Origin of the sequence: Reyranella sp. (genome assembly GCF_965227665.1) — a bacterium.
Lineage (GTDB): Bacteria > Pseudomonadota > Alphaproteobacteria > Reyranellales > Reyranellaceae > Reyranella.
The window spans coordinates 3,330,589-3,350,505 of the sequence record NZ_OZ245767.1; the positions used below are offsets into that span (position 1 = coordinate 3,330,589).

The window sequence follows — 19,917 nt, forward strand, 5'->3', positions numbered from 1 at the left end:
CGGCCATTATCGCACGAAATCGCCGGCGCTCGTGACCCACACGATCTACCGGGAGAGGGGGGCGCCGCTCATGAGGCCTACTTTAGGCCACCCGCACCCTGTAGTATCCGCCCGCCATGGCCCAGCCCTATGACGAAATTCCGGACCGCCGCCGCATCGTGCGCCGCCGCACCCTAGAGGAGGCCCTCGCCCACCTGGTCGAGGACCTGCCGGACGGTGGCGAGCCGCCCCGCCCGCCGGTGCTCGCCCTGCTGCGCGAGGCGCTGACCAAGGGCCGGGCCGAGATTCGCCGTCGTTTCGAGGAGCCGGGCCCGCTCAAGAATGATGGGCCGGCGGTGCTGATCGCGACCTCCTACCTGATGGACCAGATCATCCGGGTCCTGTTCGACTTCGCCGACCAGCATGCCTATCCGGCAGCCAATCCCAGCGCCGCCGAGCGGCTGGGCGTGGTCGCGACCGGCGGCTACGGCCGCGGCGAGCTGGCGCCGCTCTCCGACATCGATCTGCTGTTCCTGCGTCCCTACAAGCAGACGCCGCGCGGCGAGCAGATCGTCGAGTTCATGCTCTACCTTCTGTGGGATCTGGGCCTGAAAGTCGGGCATGCGACCCGCACCGTCGACGAGAGCTTGCGTTACGCCGAGCGCGACCAGACCATCCGCACCGCTTTGCTGGAAGCCCGCTACCTGTGGGGCGACCGCGCCCTGTTCGACGAGCTGCAGCGCGGCTTCGCGCAGAAATTCTACACGGGCGACGGCCGCGACTTCGTCGACGCCAAACTCGCGGAGCGCGACCAGCGCCATCATCGCATGGGCGATTCGCGCTATGTCGTCGAGCCCAACGTCAAGGAAGGCAAGGGCGGATTGCGCGACCTGCACCTGCTCTTCTGGATCGCCAAGTATCTCTATCGCGTGAGCGAGCCCGGCGAGCTGGTCGCAAAGGGCGTGCTCACCAAGGAAGAGGCGCGGCACTTCGAACGGGCCGAGCGCTTCTTCTCGACCGTGCGCTGCCATATCCATTATCTGACGGGTCGCGCCGACGATCGCCTCTCGTTCGATCTCCAGCGCGAGATCGCCACGCGCCTCGGCTATCAGGACCGGCCCGGCAGCCGCGGTGTCGAGCGTTTCACCAAGCACTATTATCTCCACGCCAAGACGGTGGGCGACCTGACGCGCATCTTCGTGGCCGCGCTCGAAGACAGCCGCCGCCGCAAGCCCAAGCTCGCCGCGCTGTGGCAGAGTCTGAGGCCGCGCGAGCTCGAAGGCTTCCGCCTCGACGGCGAACGCCTGGCCGTCGCCTCACCCGATTCGTTTGCCAAGGATCCCGTGGCGATCCTGCGCCTCTTCCACGTCGCGCAGGAGAACGACCTCGACATCCATCCCGCGACCTTGCGGCTGATCACGCAGAACATCCGGCTGGTCGACAGGCTCCGCAACGACCCGGAAGCGAACCGGCTGTTCATGGAGATGCTGACGTCGCGCCACGATCCCGAGACGACCTTGAGGCGTCTCAACGAGGCCGGCGTGTTCGGCCGGTTCGTGCCCGATTTCGGCAGGGTGGTCGCGCAGACGCAGCACGACATGTATCACACCTACACGGTCGACGAGCACACGATCCGCGCCATCGGCATCCTCTCGAAGATCGAATCGGGCGTGCTGAAGGAAGACCATCCGCTGTCGGCCGACGTGGTGCACAAGATCCTGTCACGGCCCGTCCTCTATCTCGCGGTGCTGCTGCACGACATCGCCAAGGGTCGCGGCGGCGATCATTCCATCCTGGGCGCCGATGTGGCGATGCAGCTCGGACCTCGCCTCGGCCTCAGCGCGGCCGAGACCGAAACCGTGGCCTGGCTGGTCCGCTATCACCTCGCCATGTCGGCCACTTCGTTCCAGCGCGACCTGATGGACCCGAAGACCATCGAGACCTTCGCGGCCCTGATCCAGTCGCCCGAACGCCTGCGCCTGCTGCTGGTCCTGACCGTGTGCGACATCCGCGCGGTGGGCCCGAACGTCTGGAACAACTGGAAGGCCGCGCTGCTGCGCCAGCTCTACAATGCGACCGAGCAGGTCCTGTCGGGCGGTACGCTGGGCGGCGGCCGCGCCGAGCGCATCAAACACATCCAGGCCGAAGTCGGAAAGCGACTTCCGGGCTGGAGCGACGCCGACAAGGAAGCGCATTTCGCCCGTGGCTATGCCTCCTACTGGCTGTCCTTCCCGATCGAGACGCTGGTCCGCCAGGCCGAACTGGTGCGCGGCGCCGAACGGGGCAAACAGCCGCTCGCCATCGAGCACAGGGTCGACGAAGAGCGTTCGGTGACCGAGGTCACGATCTACACGCTCGACACGCATGGCCTGTTCGCCCGCCTCGCCGGCGCCATGGCAATCAGCGGCGCCAACATCGTGGATGCCAAGATCTTCACCCTGGCGAACGGCATGGCGCTGGACACGTTCTGGATCCAGGACCTCGAGGGCAAGCCGTTTGACGGGCCGCAGCGGCTGGCGCGGCTGGCGGCGCGCGTCGAGCTGGCGCTGTCCAACCGTCTCGACATCCAGCGCGAGCTCGACAGCCAGCGCGGCTCCTGGCCCAAGCGCGACCGCGTCTTCACCGTCGAGCCGCGGGTGCTGATCGACAACAACGCTTCCGATGCCTTCACGGTGATCGAGGTCAACGGCCGCGACCGGCCAGGCTTCCTGCACGTCGTCACGCGCGCGCTCACGCGCCTCAACCTGCAGATCGCCACCGCGCATGTCACGACCTACGGCGAGCGCGCGGTCGACGTCTTCTACGTCAAGGACCTGTTCGGCCTGAAGGTCGTCCACCCCGACAAGCTGAAACAGATTTCGGCGGCCGTCGAAGCCGCCATCCGCGACTTCGACTCCCGCTTCGACCCGGTCGCGAAGGCCGCCGAATAGCGCTGGGGGGCGCGTCACTCCGGTTTGAAGTTGGCTTCCTTCAGCAGAGCCGTGTTCGTCTCGATCTCCGACTTGATGAAGGCGGCGAACTCCTTCGGGCCGCGGGCGGTCGGAACGATGCCGAGCGAGGTCGTCTTCTCGATGAAGGCCTTGTCGCTCGAAACCGCGGCCATGCCGGCGGCCAGCTTGTTCACGACGGCATCCGGCGTGTCCTTGGGTGCCCACACGCCATACCAGGAGCTGAGGTTGAAATCCTTGAGGCCCACTTCAGCGGACGTCGGGATGTTCGGCGCGAGCGGCGTGCGCTCCTTGGACGTCACGAACATGCCCTTGGCCCGGCCTGACGTGGCCAGCGGCAGGAGCGCGGTCCAGGGATCCATGAAGAACTGGACGCTGCCCGCCATCAGGTCGGTATTGGCCGGCGCGGTTCCCTTGTAGAGGATCTGGTCGAGCGGGATGCCGATGCGCTTCAGCCACGCCAGGGTGGCGATGTGGCCGGCCGAGCCGCCCGAGGATATCGCGACAAAGAACTTCTTGGGATCCTTGGCGACCGCCGCCATCACGGCGGCATAGTCGGCGCCGGGCACATTGTTGTTGGCCAACAGCACCAGGGGCGCCTCGCCAGCCTGGGCGATCGCGCGGAAATCCGTCTCCGGATTGTAGGGGCAGGACGGCACCACCGTCTTGCCGAGCACGAACAGGCTGGCGTTGAACAGGATCGTGTAGCCGTCGGGCTCGGCCCGGCGGACCGTGTCGGAGCCGATGGTGCTCGAGGCGCCGCCGATATTCTGGATGACGATCTGCTGGCCGAGCTTCTCCGACAGGAACTGGGCGGTGATGCGACCGAGCCCGTCCGTGCCGCCGCCGGGCGGGTAGGGCACGATCATCTTCAAGGGCTTGTTCGGATAATCCTGGGCAAGGGCGGAGCCGATGAACGGGGCGGCGAGAAACGAAGCGCCCGCGGCGCCCAGCATGGTCCTACGACGGAGTTTCATGAAAGACGGCCTCAGGGTTGCACCAGGATGGAAGATGCACACATTGTGCCATGTTCCGTCTCGCAGATCGTGCGGGAGACCCGTCTTTCGCTGACTTCACCGCACGGCACTCCCAGGGCCCGCGACGTGTCGAGATGCTGCCGAAGGGTGGCCTTGGCACCTGGGGCGATGGGCGCGGGCGCCCCCTCGCGATAGGCCGACTTCAGCTCGATGGTACGCTGGCGGCCGTCGCGCAGGGCAAGCACGACATCGACCTGGAGATAATCGATCGTTTCGCCCGACTTGTTCTCGACGACGAGGCTCGGCACGCAGTTGCCGTAGACATTGGCGTCGCCACCCTTGTCACGGCGATCCCGCCGGCCGCCAGGGCCGCCGTCGACGAGAGAATCCCACCGAACGCTACCCAGGCTGCCTTCATGGTCGCCTCCTGCCTCGTTTTCTCTACGGCGCCTGGAGCCTCTGCTCCCGGCGGGTCGCGAGCATCTGCAGGATGGTCGCCGCCGTCTCCTCGATCGAGCGTCGCGTCACGTCGATGGTCGCCCACTTGCGGCGGGCGTAGAGGCGACGGGCATCCTGGATCTCGCCCTGGACCGTATCCATGTCGGTATAGTCGCTCTCGGTGTCCTGCTGCATGAGCCGCAGGCGGTTGACGCGAATCTGCACCAGCCGTTCCGGATCGGTGATCAGGCCGACGATCAACGGCCGCTTTGCCTCTTCGAGTTCGGCCGGCGGCGGCACCTGCGGCACCAGCGGCACGTTCGCCGCCCGCACGCCGCGATTGGCCAAATATACACAGGTCGGTGTCTTGGAGGTGCGAGAGGGTCCGACCAGGATGACGTCGGCATCGTCGAGATCGTGGGTCGACTGGCCGTCATCGTGCGCCAGCGTGTAGTGCATCGCGTCGATCCGGTCGAAATAGCCCTCGTCGAGCTGATGCTGGCGGCCGGGCCACTGCTCGCTCTTGGAATGGAAATGAACCGCCAGCACGCTCATCGCCTGGTCGAGTACGCCGACACAGGGAAGCTGCAGGCGCCGGCAATGATCGCGCACCACGTCGCGCAACTCGGGATCGACCAGCGTATAGAGGACGGGACCGCGGTCGCGCTCAACCGCCTGCATCACCTTTTCCATCTGGGCCGGGGAACGCACCAGTGACCAGACATGTTCCTGGACGAAGATCCCCTCGTACTGGACGAGACAGGCCCGGGCGACACTCGAGACGGTCTCACCGGTCGAATCGGACACGAGATGGACGTGAAAATTGCGGTTGGCCACGGATCGTTTTACCCCACAGCGAGGCCGGGAGAAACGCGGGATTGCTGCGGGCATTTCGGGGACAAACGGAACGGCCGCCGGAACCGGGCGGATTCGGGACACGACTCGCCTCATCCGTCCAAATTGCCGTCCCCTGCGTACACCTTGGGACGAATGACCTGCGAGTCGGGAATCAGGCCCTGGAGTCGCGTGGAATCGGTATCATCCGATCCACAGCCCCTTGGGGAACGATCACCAATAGGGCGTATCCCCACATGGCACAGGCCCTACTACTGCTACTACCTATTATGAATAGAGTAAGAAGAAGCATGAGGGACAGAGCTTGAGCAGTGTGAACCCGAGGGGGAAGTTCCTCGAGACGTTGGCCGGAACGAGGCATCCGACGCCCCCCATCTGGCTGATGCGCCAGGCGGGACGCTATTTGCCCGAGTATCGTGCCGTGCGGTCGACGACGCGATCCTTCCTCGAATTCTGCTACACGCCCGACAAGGCGGTCGAGGTGACCTTGCAGCCGATCCGCCGGTTCGGGCTCGATGCCGCGATCATTTTCTCCGACATCCTCGTGATCCCGGATGCGCTCGGCCAGAAGGTCTGGTTCGCGGAAGGCGAGGGACCGAAGCTCGAGGCGCTGACCGATCCCTCGCAGTTCGGCCGGCTGTCACGGGCGCGCCTTCAGGAACATCTCGCGCCGGTCTATGAGGCGATCCGGCGAACGCGGGCCGAGCTGCCGAAGGACACGGCGTTGCTGGGGTTCGCCGGCGCACCGTTCACGCTCGCCTGCTACATGATCGAAGGCAGCGGCAGCAAGGATTTCGCCAAGGTGAAGAAGTGGGCCTATGCCCATCCCGAATCCTTCAGGCTCCTGATCGATCTTCTCATCGATGCGGTGGTCGATCATCTCGGCCATCAGGTCGAGGCCGGCGTCGACGCGGTCCAGCTGTTCGATTCCTGGGCCGGTGTGCTGCCGGAAGAGCAGCTCTTCCACTGGTCGCTCGATCCGATGGTGCGGATCGCCAAGGCCTTGCGCGAGCGTCATCCCGGCGTGCCGATCATCGCCTTTCCGCGCGCGGTCGGACCGGCGGCGCTGATGTATCGCCTGCCCGAGACATTCAGCGCCCTGTCGCTCGATACCGGCATCGGCGCGCATTGGGCGGCAAAGGAGATCCAGCCGCACATCCCCGTCCAAGGCAATCTCGATCCGATCATGCTCGTCGCCGGCGGCGAGGCGATGGAGCGCGAGGCGAACCGCATTCTCGACAAGCTCGGGCACGGCTCCTTCGTGTTCAACCTCGGCCATGGTGTCGTGCCGCAGACGCCGCCCGACAATGTCGCGCGTCTGGTCGAGATCGTGCGCAACTGGAAGCCGGGCTGAGATCACGCAATGAAGATTGCCATCGTCCTGTTCAATCTCGGTGGACCGGATTCACCGGAGGCCGTGCAGCCGTTCCTGCGCAACCTGTTCAGCGATCCGGCGATCATCTCGCTGCCGTCGTTCTTCCGGCTGCCACTGGCGCAGTTCATTTCCAGCCGTCGTGCGCCCAAGGCCCAGGCCATCTACGCGCAGATCGGCGGCAGCTCGCCGATCCTCGGGCAAACGGAAGCCCAGGCCCGTGCCCTAGAAGAAGCGCTGGGCCCGGAGCATGAATGGCGCGGCTATGTCTGCATGCGCTACTGGCATCCGATGACCGAGGCCGTCGTGCGCTCGGTGAAGCGCTTTGCGCCTGACCGCATCGTCCTGCTGCCGCTCTATCCGCAATTCTCGACCACCACGACGGCCTCATCGGTGAAGGCCTGGAAGGAAGCGGCAACGGCCGCGAAGCTCGACGTGCCGACACAAACCGTCTGTTGCTATCCCGACGAGGAAGGATTCATTTCGGCTTCCGTCGATCTCGTGAAGCAGGGCCTCGCCGAAATGGGCGATCGCCCCGCGCGCGTGCTGTTCTCGGCGCACGGGCTTCCCGAGAAGATCGTCAAGGCCGGCGATCCCTACCAGGCGCAGGTCGAACGCAGCGCTAAGGCGATCGCCGACAGAATCGGCGGTCTCGACTGGTCGGTCTGCTACCAGAGCCGGGTCGGGCCCCTAAAATGGATCGGACCCTCGACCGATTCGGAGATCCACCGGGCCGGCAGCGACGGCAAGGCCATCGTGCTTTATCCGCTGGCCTTCGTATCGGAGCATTCGGAAACTCTCGTCGAGCTCGACATCGAATATCGCCATCTCAGCGAGAAGAGCGGCGTGCCGGCCTACGTTCGCGTGCCGACCGTGGGCACGCATCCCGCATTCATCGCGGGTCTCGCCGACCGCGTCCGCGCCATCCTGGCCGAACCGCAGGTCGCGATCTGCCATGGTGCGAAGTCGATGCCCTGCGCCGCCAGCCACCGCGGCTGTCCGCTGATCGCCGGAGCGGCCTGATGCTCTACGAGGTGCTGAAGGCGCTGCACATCATCTCGGTGATCGCCTGGATGGCCGGGCTGCTCTATCTGCCGCGCCTGTTCGTCTATCACGCCGACGCCGAGAAGGGCTCGGTGCAGAGCGAGACCTTCAAGACCATGGAGCGGCGCCTGCTGCGCGGCATCATGAACCCGGCGATGATCCTGACCTGGGTCTTCGGCCTCGCGCTCACCTGGCAGGGCGAGTGGTGGCACTCGGGCTGGTGGCACGCGAAGTTCACCTTCGTCTGTGTCCTCACCGTGGTGCATCACCTGTACGGTCGCTGGCGCAAGGCATTTGCGGAGGACCGGAACGTGCGACCGGCGAACTATTATCGCTGGTGGAACGAGGTGCCGACCCTGCTGATGGTCGCGATCGTCTTCCTGGTGGTGCTCAAGCCGTTCTGACCTGCCCACGACCGAGCAGTCGTCCAGGCCAGATCTTCCGCTCGACATGGTCGGCAACGATGTCGGCGATCGTCTCGCCGGCAAATCGCGTGAGGCGGGAGACCGGCCGGTCTGCCGGATAGGACAGGACCAACTGCCGGACCGGCGCCGGATCGGTCAGGGGTGCCGCGGCCAGGCGGCCCGAGGCGATGTCGTCGTGAATGGGCGACAGCGGCAGGATCGTCCAGCCATGACCATGACGCACCAGATCCTTCAGGGTCGCATAGGAATCAGCTTCGATGGCGATGTGCAGGGCGATGCCGGCTTCGACGGCACACTGCTCGACGATCGTTCGCAAGCCGTGACGCGTGCTGGGCAGGAGGATGCGCTTGCCGTCGAGATCCTTGAACCGGATCGAGCGTTCGCCCGAGAGTCCTGAGTCGGGCGGTCCGATCAGGAACAGGTTTTCGAGCAGCAACGGCTCCGACCGCAGCGATCGGACGGAATTGGGATCGTAGAGGATGGCGACGTCGATCTCGCCGCGATGCACCCAGTCGAGCAGATGGCCCGTATAGGCGCCGACCAGCCGCAGCTCGACCTGCGGGTGGCTCTTTCCGAAAGCGGCGACCAGGGGCAGCGACAGGATGTCGGCCACCGTCGGCGGAAAGCCGATGGAGATCCTGCCGCGCAAGGGTGCGTCGAGATCGGAGGCCGTCGCGCGGATCTCCTCCAGCTCGGTCATGACGCGCGTGGCATGTTCGAGGATCTCCCGGCCCTTGTCGGTGAGGACCATGCCTCTTCCATGCCGGGTGAACAGGCGGACCGACAGCTCCTCCTCCAGCATTCGGATTTGGCGGCTGAGGGCAGGCTGGGCGATGCCGATCCGGTCGGCCGCCTTGCTCAGGCTGCCAAGCTCGGCGACATGGATCAGGGTGCGAAGCTGGGAAATCTCCATCGACCGATACAATATAGTTATATCTGTTCATTCCCAACGGTCGTCGAGTTACGTCGGCGTTATAGCTAAGGTGCCCGCCGACTTGAGCCGGATGGGAGAAACATGACCGCCGCCCCGACGCAGCCTGCCCCTTCCACAGTTGATTGGCGCGACCAGATCTTCGAGGTCTTCCAGGACCATGACGTGAAGCAGGTCTATCACGTGCCCGACGCCGGCCACGGCCGGCTGATCGAGGCCTGCCAGAAGTCGAACTCGATCAGGACCCTGGCTCTCACGACCGAGGAGGAGGGCATTCCGCTCGCCGCCGGTGCATGGCTGGGCGGCCAGCGTTCGGTGCTGCTGATGCAGAGCTCCGGCGTCGGCAACACCATCAACCTGATGGGCATGCCCAAGACCCTGCGCTTCCCGTTCCTGACCCTGATCACGATGCGCGGCGACTGGGGCGAGTTCAATTCCTGGCAGTACCCGATGGGCCAGGGGACGCCAAAGGTGCTCGAGGCGATGGGCGTGCTGCTCTATTCGGTCGACACTGCCGACGAAGTGAAGGCCACGGTCGACGCCGCCGCGCGCTCGGCCTTCAACGGCGGCCAGGCCGTTGCGGTGCTGCTGCGCCAGAAGCTGATCGGCATCAAGAATTTCGGGAAGAAGTGAGATGAGCCCCAACAAGTCAGGCGCAACGCTGCAGCGCCGTCCGCTGGTCAAGCAGCTCCTCGAGGGCGCCGACGACAACCTGCTGGTCATCGCGGGCCTCGGCTCCTCGAACTGGGACGTCACCGCCGCCGGCGACCGTCCGCTCAACATGCCGCTCTGGGGCTCGATGGGTGCCCCGGTCGGCATGGGCCTCGGCCTCGCCATGGCGCAGCCCACCAAGCGCGTGCTGGTCATCACCGGCGACGGCGACATGCTGATGAGCCTGGGCTCGCTCGCCACGGTGGCGACGCAGATGCCGGAGAACCTGGCGATCGTCGTGCTCGACAACGAGAAGTTCGGCGAGACCGGCAACCAGGCCACCCACACCAGCCCGCGCAATAACGGCCCGACCGATTCCGGCGCCGGCACCGACCTCGCCATGATCGCCCGCGGCTGCGGCATCGCCGATGCCACGACGGTGCGCGAGGCGGGCGAGGTCGCGGAACTGGTGAAGGACGTGCGCAGCAAGAAGGGTCCGGTGTTCCGGCTCGTGAAGGTCATGGTAGAGAAGCTGGAGTTCGTGATGCCGCCGCAGGACGGCGCGCATCTCAAGGACCGTTTCCGCCAGGCCCTGTTGGGCCACCCTTAAGAGGCTCCCATGACCGACTACGCTCCCTTCCCGCTGATCGATCTGTCCGGCGGTCCCAGGGAGCGGGGTCGGATCCACGGCCAGGCCGCCGCGGATCGTTTGAAGCGCGGCGCGAAGATGTATGCCGAGTCGCTGCTCAAGACGGGCGTCGACTGGAAGGAACTGGAGCGGCGCGCCGAGGCGATGGTGCCGCTGATCGACAGGTTCGATCCGGCCTATGTCGAGGAAATGCGCGGCATCGCCGAGGGCGCAAACGAACCTTTCGCCGCCGTGGTGCTGATGAACGCCCGCACCGAGATGGTGGTCGCGGCCCGCAAGCAGCAGGCCGCCAAGCACTTTCCCGACGGCTGCACCGCGGCGCTCGCTCTACCCGAAGCCAGCAGCGATGGCGTGCTGCTGCACGGCCAGAATTGGGACTGGCGGTCGGAATGCGCCGAGACCGGCGTGGTCCTGCGCATCCGCCGCGACGACGGGCCCGATATCCTGACCTTCACCGAAGCGGGTGGCCTTGCGCGTTCGGGCCTCAACTCGGCCGGTATCGGCCTCACGGCCAACGCCCTGGAATGCGACCGTGACTATCAGCGCGGGCAGGGTGTGCCGCTGCCCTTCATCCGCCGCAAGGTGCTGGAGGCCGCGCACCTCGCCCATGCGGTGCAGACCATCGTGTCGACGCCCAAGCCCGGCTCCAACCACATGGCCGTCAGCCATTGCGATGGCGAAGCCTTCGGCTTCGAATGTGCCCCCGACGAGACGTTCTGGATCGCGCCCGACCGCGGCCTCTACGTGCACGCCAATCACTGGATCGCCGATTCGGCGCGCGCCAAGGTGAAGGACACCGGCCTCGCCGAGACGCCGGACTCGATCTATCGCGACAAGCGGGTGCGCGACCAGCTCTCGCCCAAGCGCGGCAAGCTCACCTTGGAAGATTTCCGTCAGGCGTTCTTCGACGATTGGGGCACGCCCTATTCAGTGTGCCGCCCGCCCCGGCTCAATTCGCGCGGCGTCTCGACGGCGACCACGGCCATGATCCTGATGCGCCCGGCCGAGGGCCACCTCGAAGCCTGCCCGATGCCGGCGCTGAACCGCCAGTTCACGACCTACACGCTGACGCCCGATCGCCTCGCGCAGAAGCAGGCGGCGGAGTAGGTCGCTGTCGTCCTGCGCGCAGCGAAGGACCTGACGGCGCGAGCAAAGGACTGTGTTGCTGGCACCAGATCCTTCGCTGCGCTCAGGATGACAGGAAAAGAAAAGCCGTCGTCTCGGCCGGAGCGGAGAGACGACGGCTTTTTTACCCCGGATACCAGGAAGGCTTGCGCTTCTCCGTGAAGCTCGCGAGGCCTTCGGTGGCTTCGTCCTGCTGGCGGGTGCGGGCGTGTTCGTCGATCAGGTCGCGCAGTTCGCCGTCGTCGACGAAGGCGCGGGCCGAGGCCAGCGAGCGCAGCTTGGTCGCGGTGGTGGCGCGCGGCGCGTTCATCAGCACGGACTCGACGATCTTCTCGCCGGCCTCGGCAAGACCGCCCACCGGGCAGACTTCGTGCACCAGGCCGAGACGGCGAGCGTCGTGGGCGCCGAAGCGTTCGCCGGTCAGCGCGTAGCGGCGCGTCTGGCGCAGGCCGATGGCCTGGCAGAGCTGCGGCAGGATGATGCCCGCCATCAGGCCCCAGCGCGTCTCGCTGATGGAGAAGAGCGCGTCCTCCTGGGCCACGACGACATCGCAGGCCGCGGCGATGCCCGTACCGCCGCCGAAGCAGCCGCCCTGGATCAACGCCAGCGTCGGGACGGGACAGGTGTCGAGCCGCTTCACGGCTTCGGCGGTGAGACGGCTGACCTTCTCGTTCTCGGCGGGCGACTGCTTGGCGACGGCGGTGATCCACGACAGATCGGCTCCGGCCTGGAAATGCTTGCCGTTGCCGCGCAGCACGACGATGCGCAGGCCGCTCTCGGCCGCCAGCGCATCCATTGCGTCGTGCAGGCCCTGGATGAGGTCGCCGTTATAGGCGTTGTTCACCTTGGGCCGGTTCAGCGTGACGGTGGCCACACCGCGGCGGTCGATTTCCCAGAGGACGGTATCGTTCGACATCGAAATCACTCGGCCTTCATGTAGCTGTCCTTGAGCGCGATCTTGCCTTCCTTCACCTCGTAGAGGTCGATGCCGTAGCGATCGAACGGCTTGCCGGCATGGTCGATGCCGGTGGCGCGGAAGGTGCCGAACAATTTGTCGCCGGCGCGATGGATGCTGGCCTCGGAGAAACGCACTTCGCGATGCGCCGTGCTCTTGTCGGCGAAGTGCGTGCGCAGGGCTTCCTTGCCCTTGAGCACCCGTCCGGTCGGCGAACCGCCGGTGTTGAGGCGCCACTCGAAATCGTCGGTGACGCAGTCGGCGATCGCGTCGACATCGGCCTTGTTGAAGGCCTTGCCGAAGCGGCGGAACAGGTCGTCGATGGCGTCGGCCATGAGATACTCCTTGGTCTACTTGAGCAACGATCCGAAGCAGAGCGCGATGTCGTTCTTCACACCGGCCTGCGTGACCGCGGAGAGGTCATAGCGCGAGGTCTTGCACTCGGAGGCCATGACCTCGATCTCCTTTGCCTGCACATCGCCACGATAGCGCAGCAGGCGGGTGTCGGACGCTCCGCTGGTATGGATGGTCAGCATGAGGGTCGGGCCGCTCTCCGGCGCGGTCTTCTCGTCCGGCGAGTATTCCAGGGTCGAGATGTTAGCGTCATGGCCCGCATGGCGCAGCGCGCCGACGGCCTCGTCAAGTTCGGGCCGGATGATGTCGCGGCATTTGACCCAGAAGGCCTGCACGAAAAGGTCGGTCTCGGTATCCATCTTGCCTCCCCACGTTTGTTGGACGGACCCTAGCATCATCCCGGCGGCTAAATCTCCACCCCTAGATCTCCCACGGCGGCGGCGAGAATTTCTCGAGGATGAAATCGATGAAGGCCGTGACCTTGGGTGCGAGATGGCGGCGGTGCGGATAGACCGCATGGATGGGGATCGGCTGTTCGGCCCGGAACTCCTCCAGCAGCGAAACCAGCTCGCCGTTTTTGATCGCCGAGGCCACCGTCAGGCGGGTGAGGCGCACGATGCCCAGCCCCTGCAGCGCCAGCCGCATTTGCGCTTCGCCCTCGGTGACGGCGACACGGCCGCCAACCTCGATCTCGCGGATTTCGCCATCGATGCGGAACGGCCAGCGGTTGAGATAGGTGCGGTCGCGCGAGACGATGCAGTTGTGGCGCGCCAGGTCCTCGGGCCGCTGCAGCGGCCGGCGGTTCCGGAGGTAGGAGGGCGAGGCGCAGACCAACCGCACATCCTCGCCGATCTTGCGGGCCATGAAGCTGGTATCCGCCAGCCGGCCGATGCGGATCGCGATGTCGACCCCTTCCTCGATCATGTCGACCACCCGGTCGGTGGGCATCAGTTCGAGCTGCAGCAGCGGATAGCGTTCGAGGAACTCGGCGATGACGGGCGCCAGCTGATGGGTCGAGAAAGCCAGCGACGTCGTGACCTTGAGTAGACCGTGCGGCGTGCCGCTCTGGCCGCTGATCTGGTTCTCCAGGATCTCGATCTCGCCCACGATGCGCCGTGCTGCGGCGTAGAAGGCCTCGCCCTCCTCGGTGAGGCTGATCGCCCGCGTGGTGCGCTGGAGCAGCCGAACGCCCAGCCGGGTTTCCAATCGGGTCACCAGCTTGCTCACGGCCGACGGGGTCAGGCCGAGGCTGGGCGCGGCGGCGGAAAAGCCTTTGGAATCAACGACCCGAACGAAGGCCGCCATTTCGCTCGCGTGATCGATCATTGCGCCATTGATGAATTACTTTCAGGAGTGTTCGTCATACACTCCGTATTAACCGCCAGGAAGAATGGAATTAGGTTTCTTTCAACCTTTGGAGATCCTTCCCATGTTTACCACGCCCTATCCGACCATCGCCGAACGTCGCGCCCTCGAAGCCCGTGCGCTGCGCCTGCGGGGCGCCGCCGTGGCTGGCCTCATTCGCCACTTCACCCGCTGGGTTTCCGCCGCGGCTCGCTGACCTCGCGTCGCGGGGCAGGCCATGAGCGGGATCTGGGCGCAGTACGCCCGCTACAACCGGCTGGCCAACGAAACGCTCTATGCGGCCTGCGCCGGGCTCTCGGATGCCGAGTACCGCCGCGATCTCGGCGCCTTTTTCGGCAGCGTGCACGGCACGCTGAACCATCTGCTGCTGGGCGACCGGATCTGGATGGCCCGGTTCGAAGGCGGCTCGCATGTGTCGACGGGCCTGGGGGCGGTCCAGTTCGAGAAGTTCGAAGCGTTGCGCGCGGAGCGTGAGCGACTGGACCGTCAGATGGAGCATTTCTTCGCGAACCTGCCCGAAGGCTTCGAACAAGGCAGCGTGCGCTACGTCAACAATTCCGGCTTCGACACCGAGGATCCCTGGTCGGTGATCCTGCCGCATTTCTTCAATCACCAGACCCACCACAGGGCCCAGGTCCACACGCTCCTCTCGCAGCTGGGCCACAAGCCGCCCGTGCTCGACCTGCACCGCGTGCTGCGGCCCGATCCGGCGTAACTTATCGAAGCGTCTTTCGGAGCGCACCACCCCTGTGGCGCTCATGATTCCGAAGCGCCGCTGGAGTGGCGCGCTCCAAAGCGAGCGACCGGTTTGGCTGAAGTCGCGACACCCGCCGCTTTCAGCAACACAGTCGCCGCGTCGCGCGCCGCGGCCGCGACTTTCGGGTCGCCGCGCACGATGGCGGCGGCGATGGCGCCGTCGATCAGGATCTGGATCTGCATCGACAGGGAATCGGCGTCCTCGATGCCGAGCTGCTGCAACAGGGCCTGAAACCACACCCGCCTCTGTTCCTTGAAAGCCAGGGCGATCCGGTTCGCGGCGTGTGCCGGCTCCTTGAGCTCGGCCACGGCGTTCACGAAGGGGCAGCCGCGGAACACACCGGTCGCGATGGTGCGTTCCAGCCGGTCGAAGGCGCCCAGGATCTGCTCCAGCGGCGGCCGGTCTGACGGGGGCGGGGGTTTCAGCCGGCGCGACAGATAGGCCACGATCAGATCGTCCTTCGACGGGAAGTGATTGTAGAGCGTGCGCTTGCTGATGCCGATCTCGGCCGCGATTGTGTCGACGCCGACGGCGCGGATGCCCTGGCCGTAGAACAGCCGGTCCGCCGTCTCGAGAATGCGTTCCTGCATCGCCGCCCTGACATCCGCTCTCGCCATGCCGTCTTGACCTCTTTCCGGCGCCGCTTCTAGATTACACAGACCTGTGTAGTATCTGGAAGGCGGCACGATGACCATCCTGAGGGATCTGCGGCCCGTCCTGCCGATCCTGATCGGCGCCTCGGTCATGTTGAGCCTCGGCATGGGCGTGCGCCAGAGTTTCGGGCTGGTGATGCCGTCGCTGACGCGCGACATCGCGCTCACGGTTTCCGACTTCGCCCTGGCCATGTCGGTCCAGAACCTCGCCTGGGGCTTCCTGCAGCCGGTCGCAGGCGCCCTCGCGGTTCGCCTGGGCTTCCGGCCGATCATGGTCGGCGGCGCGGCTCTCTATGTTGCCGGGCTCGGCCTGTTCTTGAGGGCGGACGGCATGACCGGCGTGATGCTGGGCGGCGGCGTGTTGATCGGCATGGCCCTGGCCTGCACGGCTTCGGCCATCTCTCTCGCCGTGGGTGCTCGCGCGGTGCCGGCCAAGTCGCGCAGCTTCGTGCTCGGGGCGATCACTGCGACGGGATCGCTGGGCGCAATGCTCTCGGCGCCGCTCGGCCAGACTCTCACGACGGAGTTTGGATGGCGCGCCGGGCTGCTGGGCTTCCTCGCCCTCACGCTCTTCATGCTGCCCGCCGCCTGGATCGCGGGCCGGGTCGACCGCCTGGCGCCTCCCGTGCCCGCCACGGGCGACATCAGCGCCGCCTCTCCGCGTGTGGCGCTCAGGACCGCACTCCGCACTCCCTCCTTCCTGGTGATGACGGGCGCCTACTTCGTGTGCGGGATGCAGCTGCTGTTCATCACCACCCATCTGCCGTCCTATCTCGCGATCTGCGGCATGGACCCATCACTCAGCGCCGGCGCGCTGGGCGCGATCGCGCTGTTCAACGTGTTCGGCAGCCTGTTCTTCGGCTGGGCGGGCGGGCATTGGTCCAAGCCCGGCCTGCTGGGCGGCATCTACATCGCCCGCTCGATCGTGCTGGCCTGCTACTTCGTGATGCCGCCGACGCCGGCCAGCACGCTCGTCTTCGCCTCGGCCATGGGATTCCTGTGGCTGGGCGTCGGGCCGCTGGTCGCCGGTTCGGTCGTGGAGATGTTCGGCCTGCGCTGGCAGGCGATGATCCAGGGCGTCGCCTTCATGAGCCACCAGTTGGGAAGCTTCGTCGGCGCCCTGGGCGGCGGCCTGCTGTTCGACGCGCTGGGCTCCTACGACCTCGCCTGGCGCCTCGGGGTCGCGATGGGGCTCACCGCCGGCATCGTGCAGGTGGCGTTCGCGCTGATGCGCCCGCCACCTGCGCCGAGACCTATTGCGGCTTGAAGTCCGGCTTGATCTCCTGCTTGCGCCACTTGAAGCGCAGCTCGGCCAGGCCGACGGAGAGCACGTAGAAGACCGGCGTGAAGATCAGGCCGAAGATCGTGACGCCGATCATGCCAGAGAACACGGCCGTTCCCAGCGACTGCCGCATCTCCGCGCCGGCACCCGTGCTGATGACCAGCGGCACCACGCCCAGGATGAAGGCGAGCGAGGTCATCAGGATGGGCCGCAGGCGCGTCTTGGAGGCGGTGACCGCCGCATCGAAGCGGTTCATGCCCTGCTCATGCGCCTGCTTGGCGAACTCCACGATCAGGATGGCGTTCTTCGCCGCCAGACCGACCAGCACGACGAGGCCGATCTCGACCAGGACGTTTCGGTCGAGGCCGCGGATGTTCACGCCGATCATGGCCGCGAGGATACACATCGGCACGATCAGGATGACGGCGAGCGGCAGCAGCCAGCTCTCGTAGAGCGCTGCCAGCAGCAGGAAGACGAACAATACCGCCAGCCCGAAGGCCAGGATCGCGGTATTGCCGGCGAGCTTCTCCTGCAGCGCGATCTCGGTCCATTCGAAACCGAAGCCGGACGGCAGCACCTTCTCCGCCAGCGCCTCCATCGTGGCGATTCCCTGTCCCGACGAGTAGCCGCGCTGCAGCGCCACCTGCACCTCGGCCGCCGGATACAGATTGTAGCGGGCCACGCGGTAGGGACCGGTGATGTCCTCGAAGGTCGCGACGGCGCCGATCGGCACCATCTCGCCGCTGACGCTGCGCGTCTTGAGGTTCTCGACGTCGCGCAGGGTCAGGCGATAGGGATCGTCGGCCTGCACGGTCACACGGTAGGTGCGGCCGAGAATGTTGAAGTCGTTGACGTAGGCCGAGCCCATATAGGCCGACAGCGTCTCGAACACGCGCGCGATCGGCACGCCCAGCTGCTCGGCCTTGGTGCGGTCGATGTCGGCGTAGATCTGCGGCGTGCGCGTATTGTAGAGCGTGAAGGCCTGGGTGAGGCCCGGCGCCTGTCCGGCGGCGCCGGCCAGCGCCCAGGTGGCGCCTTCCAGGGCGGTCAGCCCGCGCGACGCGCGATCCTGCACGTAACCCTTGAGGCCGCCGCCGGTGCCGATGCCGGGCACGGCGGGCGGCTCCAGGACGAACACGAAGGCTTCGCGCAACGCGAACATCTGCCCGCGCAGGTCGGCCAGGATCATGTCCTTGGTGATGCCCGGCCGCTCCTTGAACGGCTTCAGGGTCACGAAGATCACACCGGTGTTGGGCGCGTTGGTGAAGGTCGCGCCGTCGAAGCCGACGAACGAGACGGCGTTCGCCACGCCCGGCCGCGACATGATGATCTCGCTGGCCTTGCGGACCAGGGCGTCCGACCGCTCGAGCGTCGAACCGGCGGGGAGCTGCATGGCCGCGATCAGGTAGGAGCGGTCGAGCTGCGGCACCAGGCCGGTCGGGGTCGAGGCGAGGCGGTTCTGGGTGAGCGCCAGCAGGCCGGCGTAGATCACCAGCATGATGAAGCCCATGCGGATCACCCGCGCTGTCATGCGCCCGTAGAAGTTCGACAGCGCTTCGAAGCCGCGGTTGAAGTGGCCGAAGAACCAGTGGACCGGCCAGGCCAGCCGCTCCATCAGGCCGGGCTTGGGCTTCTCGACATGCGACAGGGCGTGGGTCTTCAGCAGCAGCGCCGCCATCGCCGGTGACAGCGTCAGCGACACGAAGGCCGAGATCGCGGTCGAGGCCGCGATGGTGATCGCGAACTGTTTGTAGAAGGTGCCCTGCAGGCCGGTGATGAAGGCGGTCGGCAGGAACACCGCGATCAGAACGAGCGAGATCGCGATCAGCGCGCCGCCGACCTCGTCCATCGTCTTGTGCGCCGCCTCCTTGGGCGACATGCCCTGTGTCAGGTAGCGCTCGACGTTCTCGACCACGACGATGGCGTCGTCGACCACGATGCCGATCGCCAGCACCAGGCCGAACAAGGACAGCGTGTTGAAGGAGATTCCCACCGCAGCCATGATCGCGAAGGACCCGATCAGCGAGACCGGGATGGCGAGAATCGGGATGATCGCCGCGCGCCAGGTCTGCAGGAACAGGATCACGACGACGACGACCAGGATCACCGCTTCGAACAGGGTCGTGATGACCGCGTCGACAGAGGCCTGGATGAAGGTCGTTGGATTGTAGACGATCGTGTAGTCGAGGCCGGAGGGGAAGGTCTTCTTCAACCGTTCCATCTCCGCGATGATCGCGTCCGAAGTCGAGAGCGCGTTGGATCCCGGCCGCTGGAAGATACCGAGCGCCGTGGCCGTCTTGTTGTTGAGGTAGGCGTTCAGCGTGTAGTCCTGCGCACCGAGCTCGACGCGGGCGATGTCGCGCAGGCGCGTCACGGATCCGTCCGGCTCGGCGCGGATCACGATGTTCTCGAACTGGTCGGGCGAACTCAGCCGCCCCAGCGTGCGTACCGACAGGGTGAAGCCGCCCGGCGACACCGCCGGGGCCTGGTTGACCGCACCCGCCGCGACCTGGAGGTTGGCCGCCCGCAACGCCAGCACGACTTCGCCGGCGGTGAGGTTGCGTGCCGCGACCCGGGCCGGGTCGAGCCAGATGCGCATCGAGTAGTCGCGACCGCCGAACACCAGCACGTTGCCGACGCCGTCGACGCGGGTCAGTACGTCCTTCACGTAGAGCGTGGCGTAGTTGGAGATGTATTGCTGGTCGCGGCTGCCGTCGGGCGAGACCATGTGCACGACCATCATCAGGTCGGGCGAGGCCTTGCGGACCACGATGCCGAGACGCTGCACGTCCTCGGGCAGGCGCGGCTGGGCCACCGCGACGCGGTTCTGCACCAGCACCTGCGCCTGGTCGATGTCGACGCCGGGCTTGAACACCACGTTGATCGACAGACGGCCGTCACCGGTCGACTGCGACTCGATGTAGAGCATGTCGTCGACGCCGTTGACCTCGAGCTCGATCGGCGTGGCGACGGTCTCGGCGATAACCTCGGCCGACGCGCCGGGATAGGTCGCGGTGATGTTGACGGTCGGCGGCGCGATCTCGGGATATTCCGCCACGGGCAGGCCGCGCTGGGCGATGAAGCCCACGATCACGATGATGACCGAGAGGACCGACGCGAAGATTGGCCGGTCGATGAAGAAATGGGAAAAACGCAT

20 protein-coding genes are annotated in these 19,917 nt (G+C 66.2%); 10 read left to right on the forward strand and 10 right to left on the reverse strand.

Features of this window, described 5'->3' with window-relative positions; genetic code table 11:
* Positions 1 to 116 precede the first annotated feature (116 nt).
* Positions 117 to 2,909 (forward strand): [protein-PII] uridylyltransferase, encoded by a 2,793-nt coding sequence (locus ACO07I_RS16045; protein WP_422009323.1) that lies wholly within the window; start codon positions 117 to 119, stop codon positions 2,907 to 2,909.
* 14 nt (positions 2,910 to 2,923) lie between these two features.
* Here the strand turns inward: ACO07I_RS16045 and ACO07I_RS16050 are convergent, their stop codons facing one another.
* The 3 genes from ACO07I_RS16050 to ACO07I_RS16060 all read right to left on the reverse strand — a co-directional run bounded on the left by ACO07I_RS16050 (position 2,924) and on the right by ACO07I_RS16060 (position 5,179).
* A complete protein-coding gene (locus ACO07I_RS16050; protein ID WP_422009325.1) occupies positions 2,924 to 3,904 on the reverse strand; it encodes a Bug family tripartite tricarboxylate transporter substrate binding protein in 981 nt (326 codons plus the stop codon).
* A gap of 11 nt (positions 3,905 to 3,915) precedes the next feature.
* Complete coding sequence (locus ACO07I_RS16055) at positions 3,916 to 4,212, reverse strand: hypothetical protein (RefSeq protein ID WP_422009326.1); 297 nt, start codon at positions 4,210 to 4,212, stop codon at positions 3,916 to 3,918.
* Positions 4,213 to 4,345: 133 nt separating this feature from the next.
* Positions 4,346 to 5,179: a pyruvate, water dikinase regulatory protein gene (locus ACO07I_RS16060; RefSeq protein ID WP_422009328.1), complete on the reverse strand. Its 834-nt coding sequence runs from the start codon at positions 5,177 to 5,179 to the stop codon at positions 4,346 to 4,348.
* Between the two features lie 331 nt (positions 5,180 to 5,510).
* Between ACO07I_RS16060 and hemE the strand changes: the two genes are divergently transcribed.
* From hemE to hemJ, 3 genes are read left to right on the forward strand one after another with little or no spacing between them, the layout of a single operon-like run.
* The gene (gene hemE, locus ACO07I_RS16065; protein ID WP_422018285.1) at positions 5,511 to 6,551 is read left to right on the forward strand and encodes a uroporphyrinogen decarboxylase; all 1,041 of its coding nucleotides are present in this window, start codon (positions 5,511 to 5,513) and stop codon (positions 6,549 to 6,551) included.
* A 9-nt stretch (positions 6,552 to 6,560) separates the two neighbouring features.
* On the forward strand, positions 6,561 to 7,592 hold the full coding sequence (hemH, locus tag ACO07I_RS16070) for a ferrochelatase (protein ID WP_422009330.1): 1,032 nt from the start codon (positions 6,561 to 6,563) through the stop codon (positions 7,590 to 7,592).
* Positions 7,592 to 8,017, forward strand: coding sequence for a protoporphyrinogen oxidase HemJ (gene hemJ / locus ACO07I_RS16075; RefSeq protein WP_422009331.1), 426 nt, complete (start codon positions 7,592 to 7,594; stop codon positions 8,015 to 8,017). The genes hemH and hemJ overlap by 1 nt, the downstream gene beginning before the upstream one ends.
* On the opposite strand, the gene ACO07I_RS16080 is transcribed toward hemJ, so the two are convergent.
* Positions 8,004 to 8,951 carry a LysR substrate-binding domain-containing protein gene (locus ACO07I_RS16080; protein WP_422009333.1) on the reverse strand — a complete coding sequence of 316 codons (948 nt, stop codon included), beginning with the start codon at positions 8,949 to 8,951 and terminating at the stop codon, positions 8,004 to 8,006. The genes hemJ and ACO07I_RS16080 overlap by 14 nt on opposite strands.
* Before the next feature lie 102 nt (positions 8,952 to 9,053).
* On the opposite strand from ACO07I_RS16080, the gene ACO07I_RS16085 reads away from it, so the two are divergent.
* Genes ACO07I_RS16085 through ACO07I_RS16095 form a run of 3 tightly spaced genes read left to right on the forward strand, consistent with a single transcriptional unit; the run spans position 9,054 to position 11,376 of the window.
* Positions 9,054 to 9,602 carry a phosphonopyruvate decarboxylase gene (locus tag ACO07I_RS16085; protein WP_422009335.1) on the forward strand — a complete coding sequence of 183 codons (549 nt, stop codon included), beginning with the start codon at positions 9,054 to 9,056 and terminating at the stop codon, positions 9,600 to 9,602.
* Between the two features lies 1 nt (position 9,603).
* A complete protein-coding gene (locus ACO07I_RS16090) occupies positions 9,604 to 10,230 on the forward strand; it encodes a thiamine pyrophosphate-dependent enzyme (RefSeq protein WP_422009337.1) in 627 nt (208 codons plus the stop codon).
* A gap of 9 nt (positions 10,231 to 10,239) precedes the next feature.
* Positions 10,240 to 11,376, forward strand: coding sequence for a C45 family autoproteolytic acyltransferase/hydolase (locus ACO07I_RS16095; protein ID WP_422009339.1), 1,137 nt, complete (start codon positions 10,240 to 10,242; stop codon positions 11,374 to 11,376).
* A 142-nt stretch (positions 11,377 to 11,518) separates the two neighbouring features.
* Here the strand turns inward: ACO07I_RS16095 and ACO07I_RS16100 are convergent, their stop codons facing one another.
* The 4 genes from ACO07I_RS16100 to ACO07I_RS16115 form a co-directional block, all read right to left on the reverse strand.
* Positions 11,519 to 12,310, reverse strand: coding sequence for an enoyl-CoA hydratase-related protein (locus ACO07I_RS16100; RefSeq protein ID WP_422009341.1), 792 nt, complete (start codon positions 12,308 to 12,310; stop codon positions 11,519 to 11,521).
* Between the two features lie 5 nt (positions 12,311 to 12,315).
* On the reverse strand, positions 12,316 to 12,684 hold the full coding sequence (locus ACO07I_RS16105) for a nuclear transport factor 2 family protein (protein ID WP_422009343.1): 369 nt from the start codon (positions 12,682 to 12,684) through the stop codon (positions 12,316 to 12,318).
* Between the two features lie 15 nt (positions 12,685 to 12,699).
* On the reverse strand, positions 12,700 to 13,062 hold the full coding sequence (locus tag ACO07I_RS16110) for a hypothetical protein (RefSeq protein WP_422009345.1): 363 nt from the start codon (positions 13,060 to 13,062) through the stop codon (positions 12,700 to 12,702).
* A 61-nt stretch (positions 13,063 to 13,123) separates the two neighbouring features.
* Entirely contained in the window at positions 13,124 to 14,029 is a 906-nt protein-coding gene (locus tag ACO07I_RS16115; protein ID WP_422009347.1) for a LysR family transcriptional regulator, read from the reverse strand.
* 103 nt (positions 14,030 to 14,132) lie between these two features.
* Between ACO07I_RS16115 and ACO07I_RS16120 the strand changes: the two genes are divergently transcribed.
* Entirely contained in the window at positions 14,133 to 14,264 is a 132-nt protein-coding gene (locus tag ACO07I_RS16120) for a hypothetical protein (RefSeq protein ID WP_422009349.1), read from the forward strand.
* Positions 14,265 to 14,285: 21 nt separating this feature from the next.
* Positions 14,286 to 14,783 (forward strand): DinB family protein, encoded by a 498-nt coding sequence (locus ACO07I_RS16125; RefSeq protein WP_422009351.1) that lies wholly within the window; start codon positions 14,286 to 14,288, stop codon positions 14,781 to 14,783.
* A gap of 41 nt (positions 14,784 to 14,824) precedes the next feature.
* Here the strand turns inward: ACO07I_RS16125 and ACO07I_RS16130 are convergent, their stop codons facing one another.
* Positions 14,825 to 15,520 (reverse strand): TetR/AcrR family transcriptional regulator, encoded by a 696-nt coding sequence (locus tag ACO07I_RS16130; protein ID WP_422009353.1) that lies wholly within the window; start codon positions 15,518 to 15,520, stop codon positions 14,825 to 14,827.
* Here ACO07I_RS16130 and ACO07I_RS16135 point away from each other — a divergent pair.
* Complete coding sequence (locus ACO07I_RS16135) at positions 15,513 to 16,745, forward strand: MFS transporter (protein WP_422009355.1); 1,233 nt, start codon at positions 15,513 to 15,515, stop codon at positions 16,743 to 16,745. The two genes, ACO07I_RS16130 and ACO07I_RS16135, sit on opposite strands and share 8 nt — an antisense overlap.
* Here the strand turns inward: ACO07I_RS16135 and ACO07I_RS16140 are convergent.
* Positions 16,732 to 19,917: an efflux RND transporter permease subunit gene (locus tag ACO07I_RS16140; protein WP_422009357.1), complete on the reverse strand. Its 3,186-nt coding sequence runs from the start codon at positions 19,915 to 19,917 to the stop codon at positions 16,732 to 16,734. The two genes, ACO07I_RS16135 and ACO07I_RS16140, sit on opposite strands and share 14 nt — an antisense overlap.

What these genes read in the sequence shown, in the direction of transcription:
- ACO07I_RS16045 (WP_422009323.1), top strand. Translation starts at nt 117, where the DNA reads ATGGCCCAGCCCTATGACGAAATTCCGGACCGCCGCCGCATCGTGCGC.
- ACO07I_RS16050 (WP_422009325.1), bottom strand. Translation starts at nt 3,904, where the DNA reads ATGAAACTCCGTCGTAGGACCATGCTGGGCGCCGCGGGCGCTTCGTTT.
- hemH (WP_422009330.1), top strand. Translation starts at nt 6,561, where the DNA reads ATGAAGATTGCCATCGTCCTGTTCAATCTCGGTGGACCGGATTCACCG.
- hemJ (WP_422009331.1), top strand. Translation starts at nt 7,592, where the DNA reads ATGCTCTACGAGGTGCTGAAGGCGCTGCACATCATCTCGGTGATCGCC.
- ACO07I_RS16080 (WP_422009333.1), bottom strand. Translation starts at nt 8,951, where the DNA reads ATGGAGATTTCCCAGCTTCGCACCCTGATCCATGTCGCCGAGCTTGGC.
- ACO07I_RS16085 (WP_422009335.1), top strand. Translation starts at nt 9,054, where the DNA reads ATGACCGCCGCCCCGACGCAGCCTGCCCCTTCCACAGTTGATTGGCGC.
- ACO07I_RS16090 (WP_422009337.1), top strand. Translation starts at nt 9,604, where the DNA reads ATGAGCCCCAACAAGTCAGGCGCAACGCTGCAGCGCCGTCCGCTGGTC.
- ACO07I_RS16095 (WP_422009339.1), top strand. Translation starts at nt 10,240, where the DNA reads ATGACCGACTACGCTCCCTTCCCGCTGATCGATCTGTCCGGCGGTCCC.
- ACO07I_RS16100 (WP_422009341.1), bottom strand. Translation starts at nt 12,310, where the DNA reads ATGTCGAACGATACCGTCCTCTGGGAAATCGACCGCCGCGGTGTGGCC.
- ACO07I_RS16105 (WP_422009343.1), bottom strand. Translation starts at nt 12,684, where the DNA reads ATGGCCGACGCCATCGACGACCTGTTCCGCCGCTTCGGCAAGGCCTTC.
- ACO07I_RS16110 (WP_422009345.1), bottom strand. Translation starts at nt 13,062, where the DNA reads ATGGATACCGAGACCGACCTTTTCGTGCAGGCCTTCTGGGTCAAATGC.
- ACO07I_RS16115 (WP_422009347.1), bottom strand. Translation starts at nt 14,029, where the DNA reads ATGATCGATCACGCGAGCGAAATGGCGGCCTTCGTTCGGGTCGTTGAT.
- ACO07I_RS16120 (WP_422009349.1), top strand. Translation starts at nt 14,133, where the DNA reads ATGTTTACCACGCCCTATCCGACCATCGCCGAACGTCGCGCCCTCGAA.
- ACO07I_RS16125 (WP_422009351.1), top strand. Translation starts at nt 14,286, where the DNA reads ATGAGCGGGATCTGGGCGCAGTACGCCCGCTACAACCGGCTGGCCAAC.
- ACO07I_RS16135 (WP_422009355.1), top strand. Translation starts at nt 15,513, where the DNA reads ATGACCATCCTGAGGGATCTGCGGCCCGTCCTGCCGATCCTGATCGGC.
- ACO07I_RS16130 (WP_422009353.1), bottom strand. Translation starts at nt 15,520, where the DNA reads ATGGTCATCGTGCCGCCTTCCAGATACTACACAGGTCTGTGTAATCTA.
- ACO07I_RS16140 (WP_422009357.1), bottom strand. Translation starts at nt 19,917, where the DNA reads ATGCGTTTTTCCCATTTCTTCATCGACCGGCCAATCTTCGCGTCGGTC.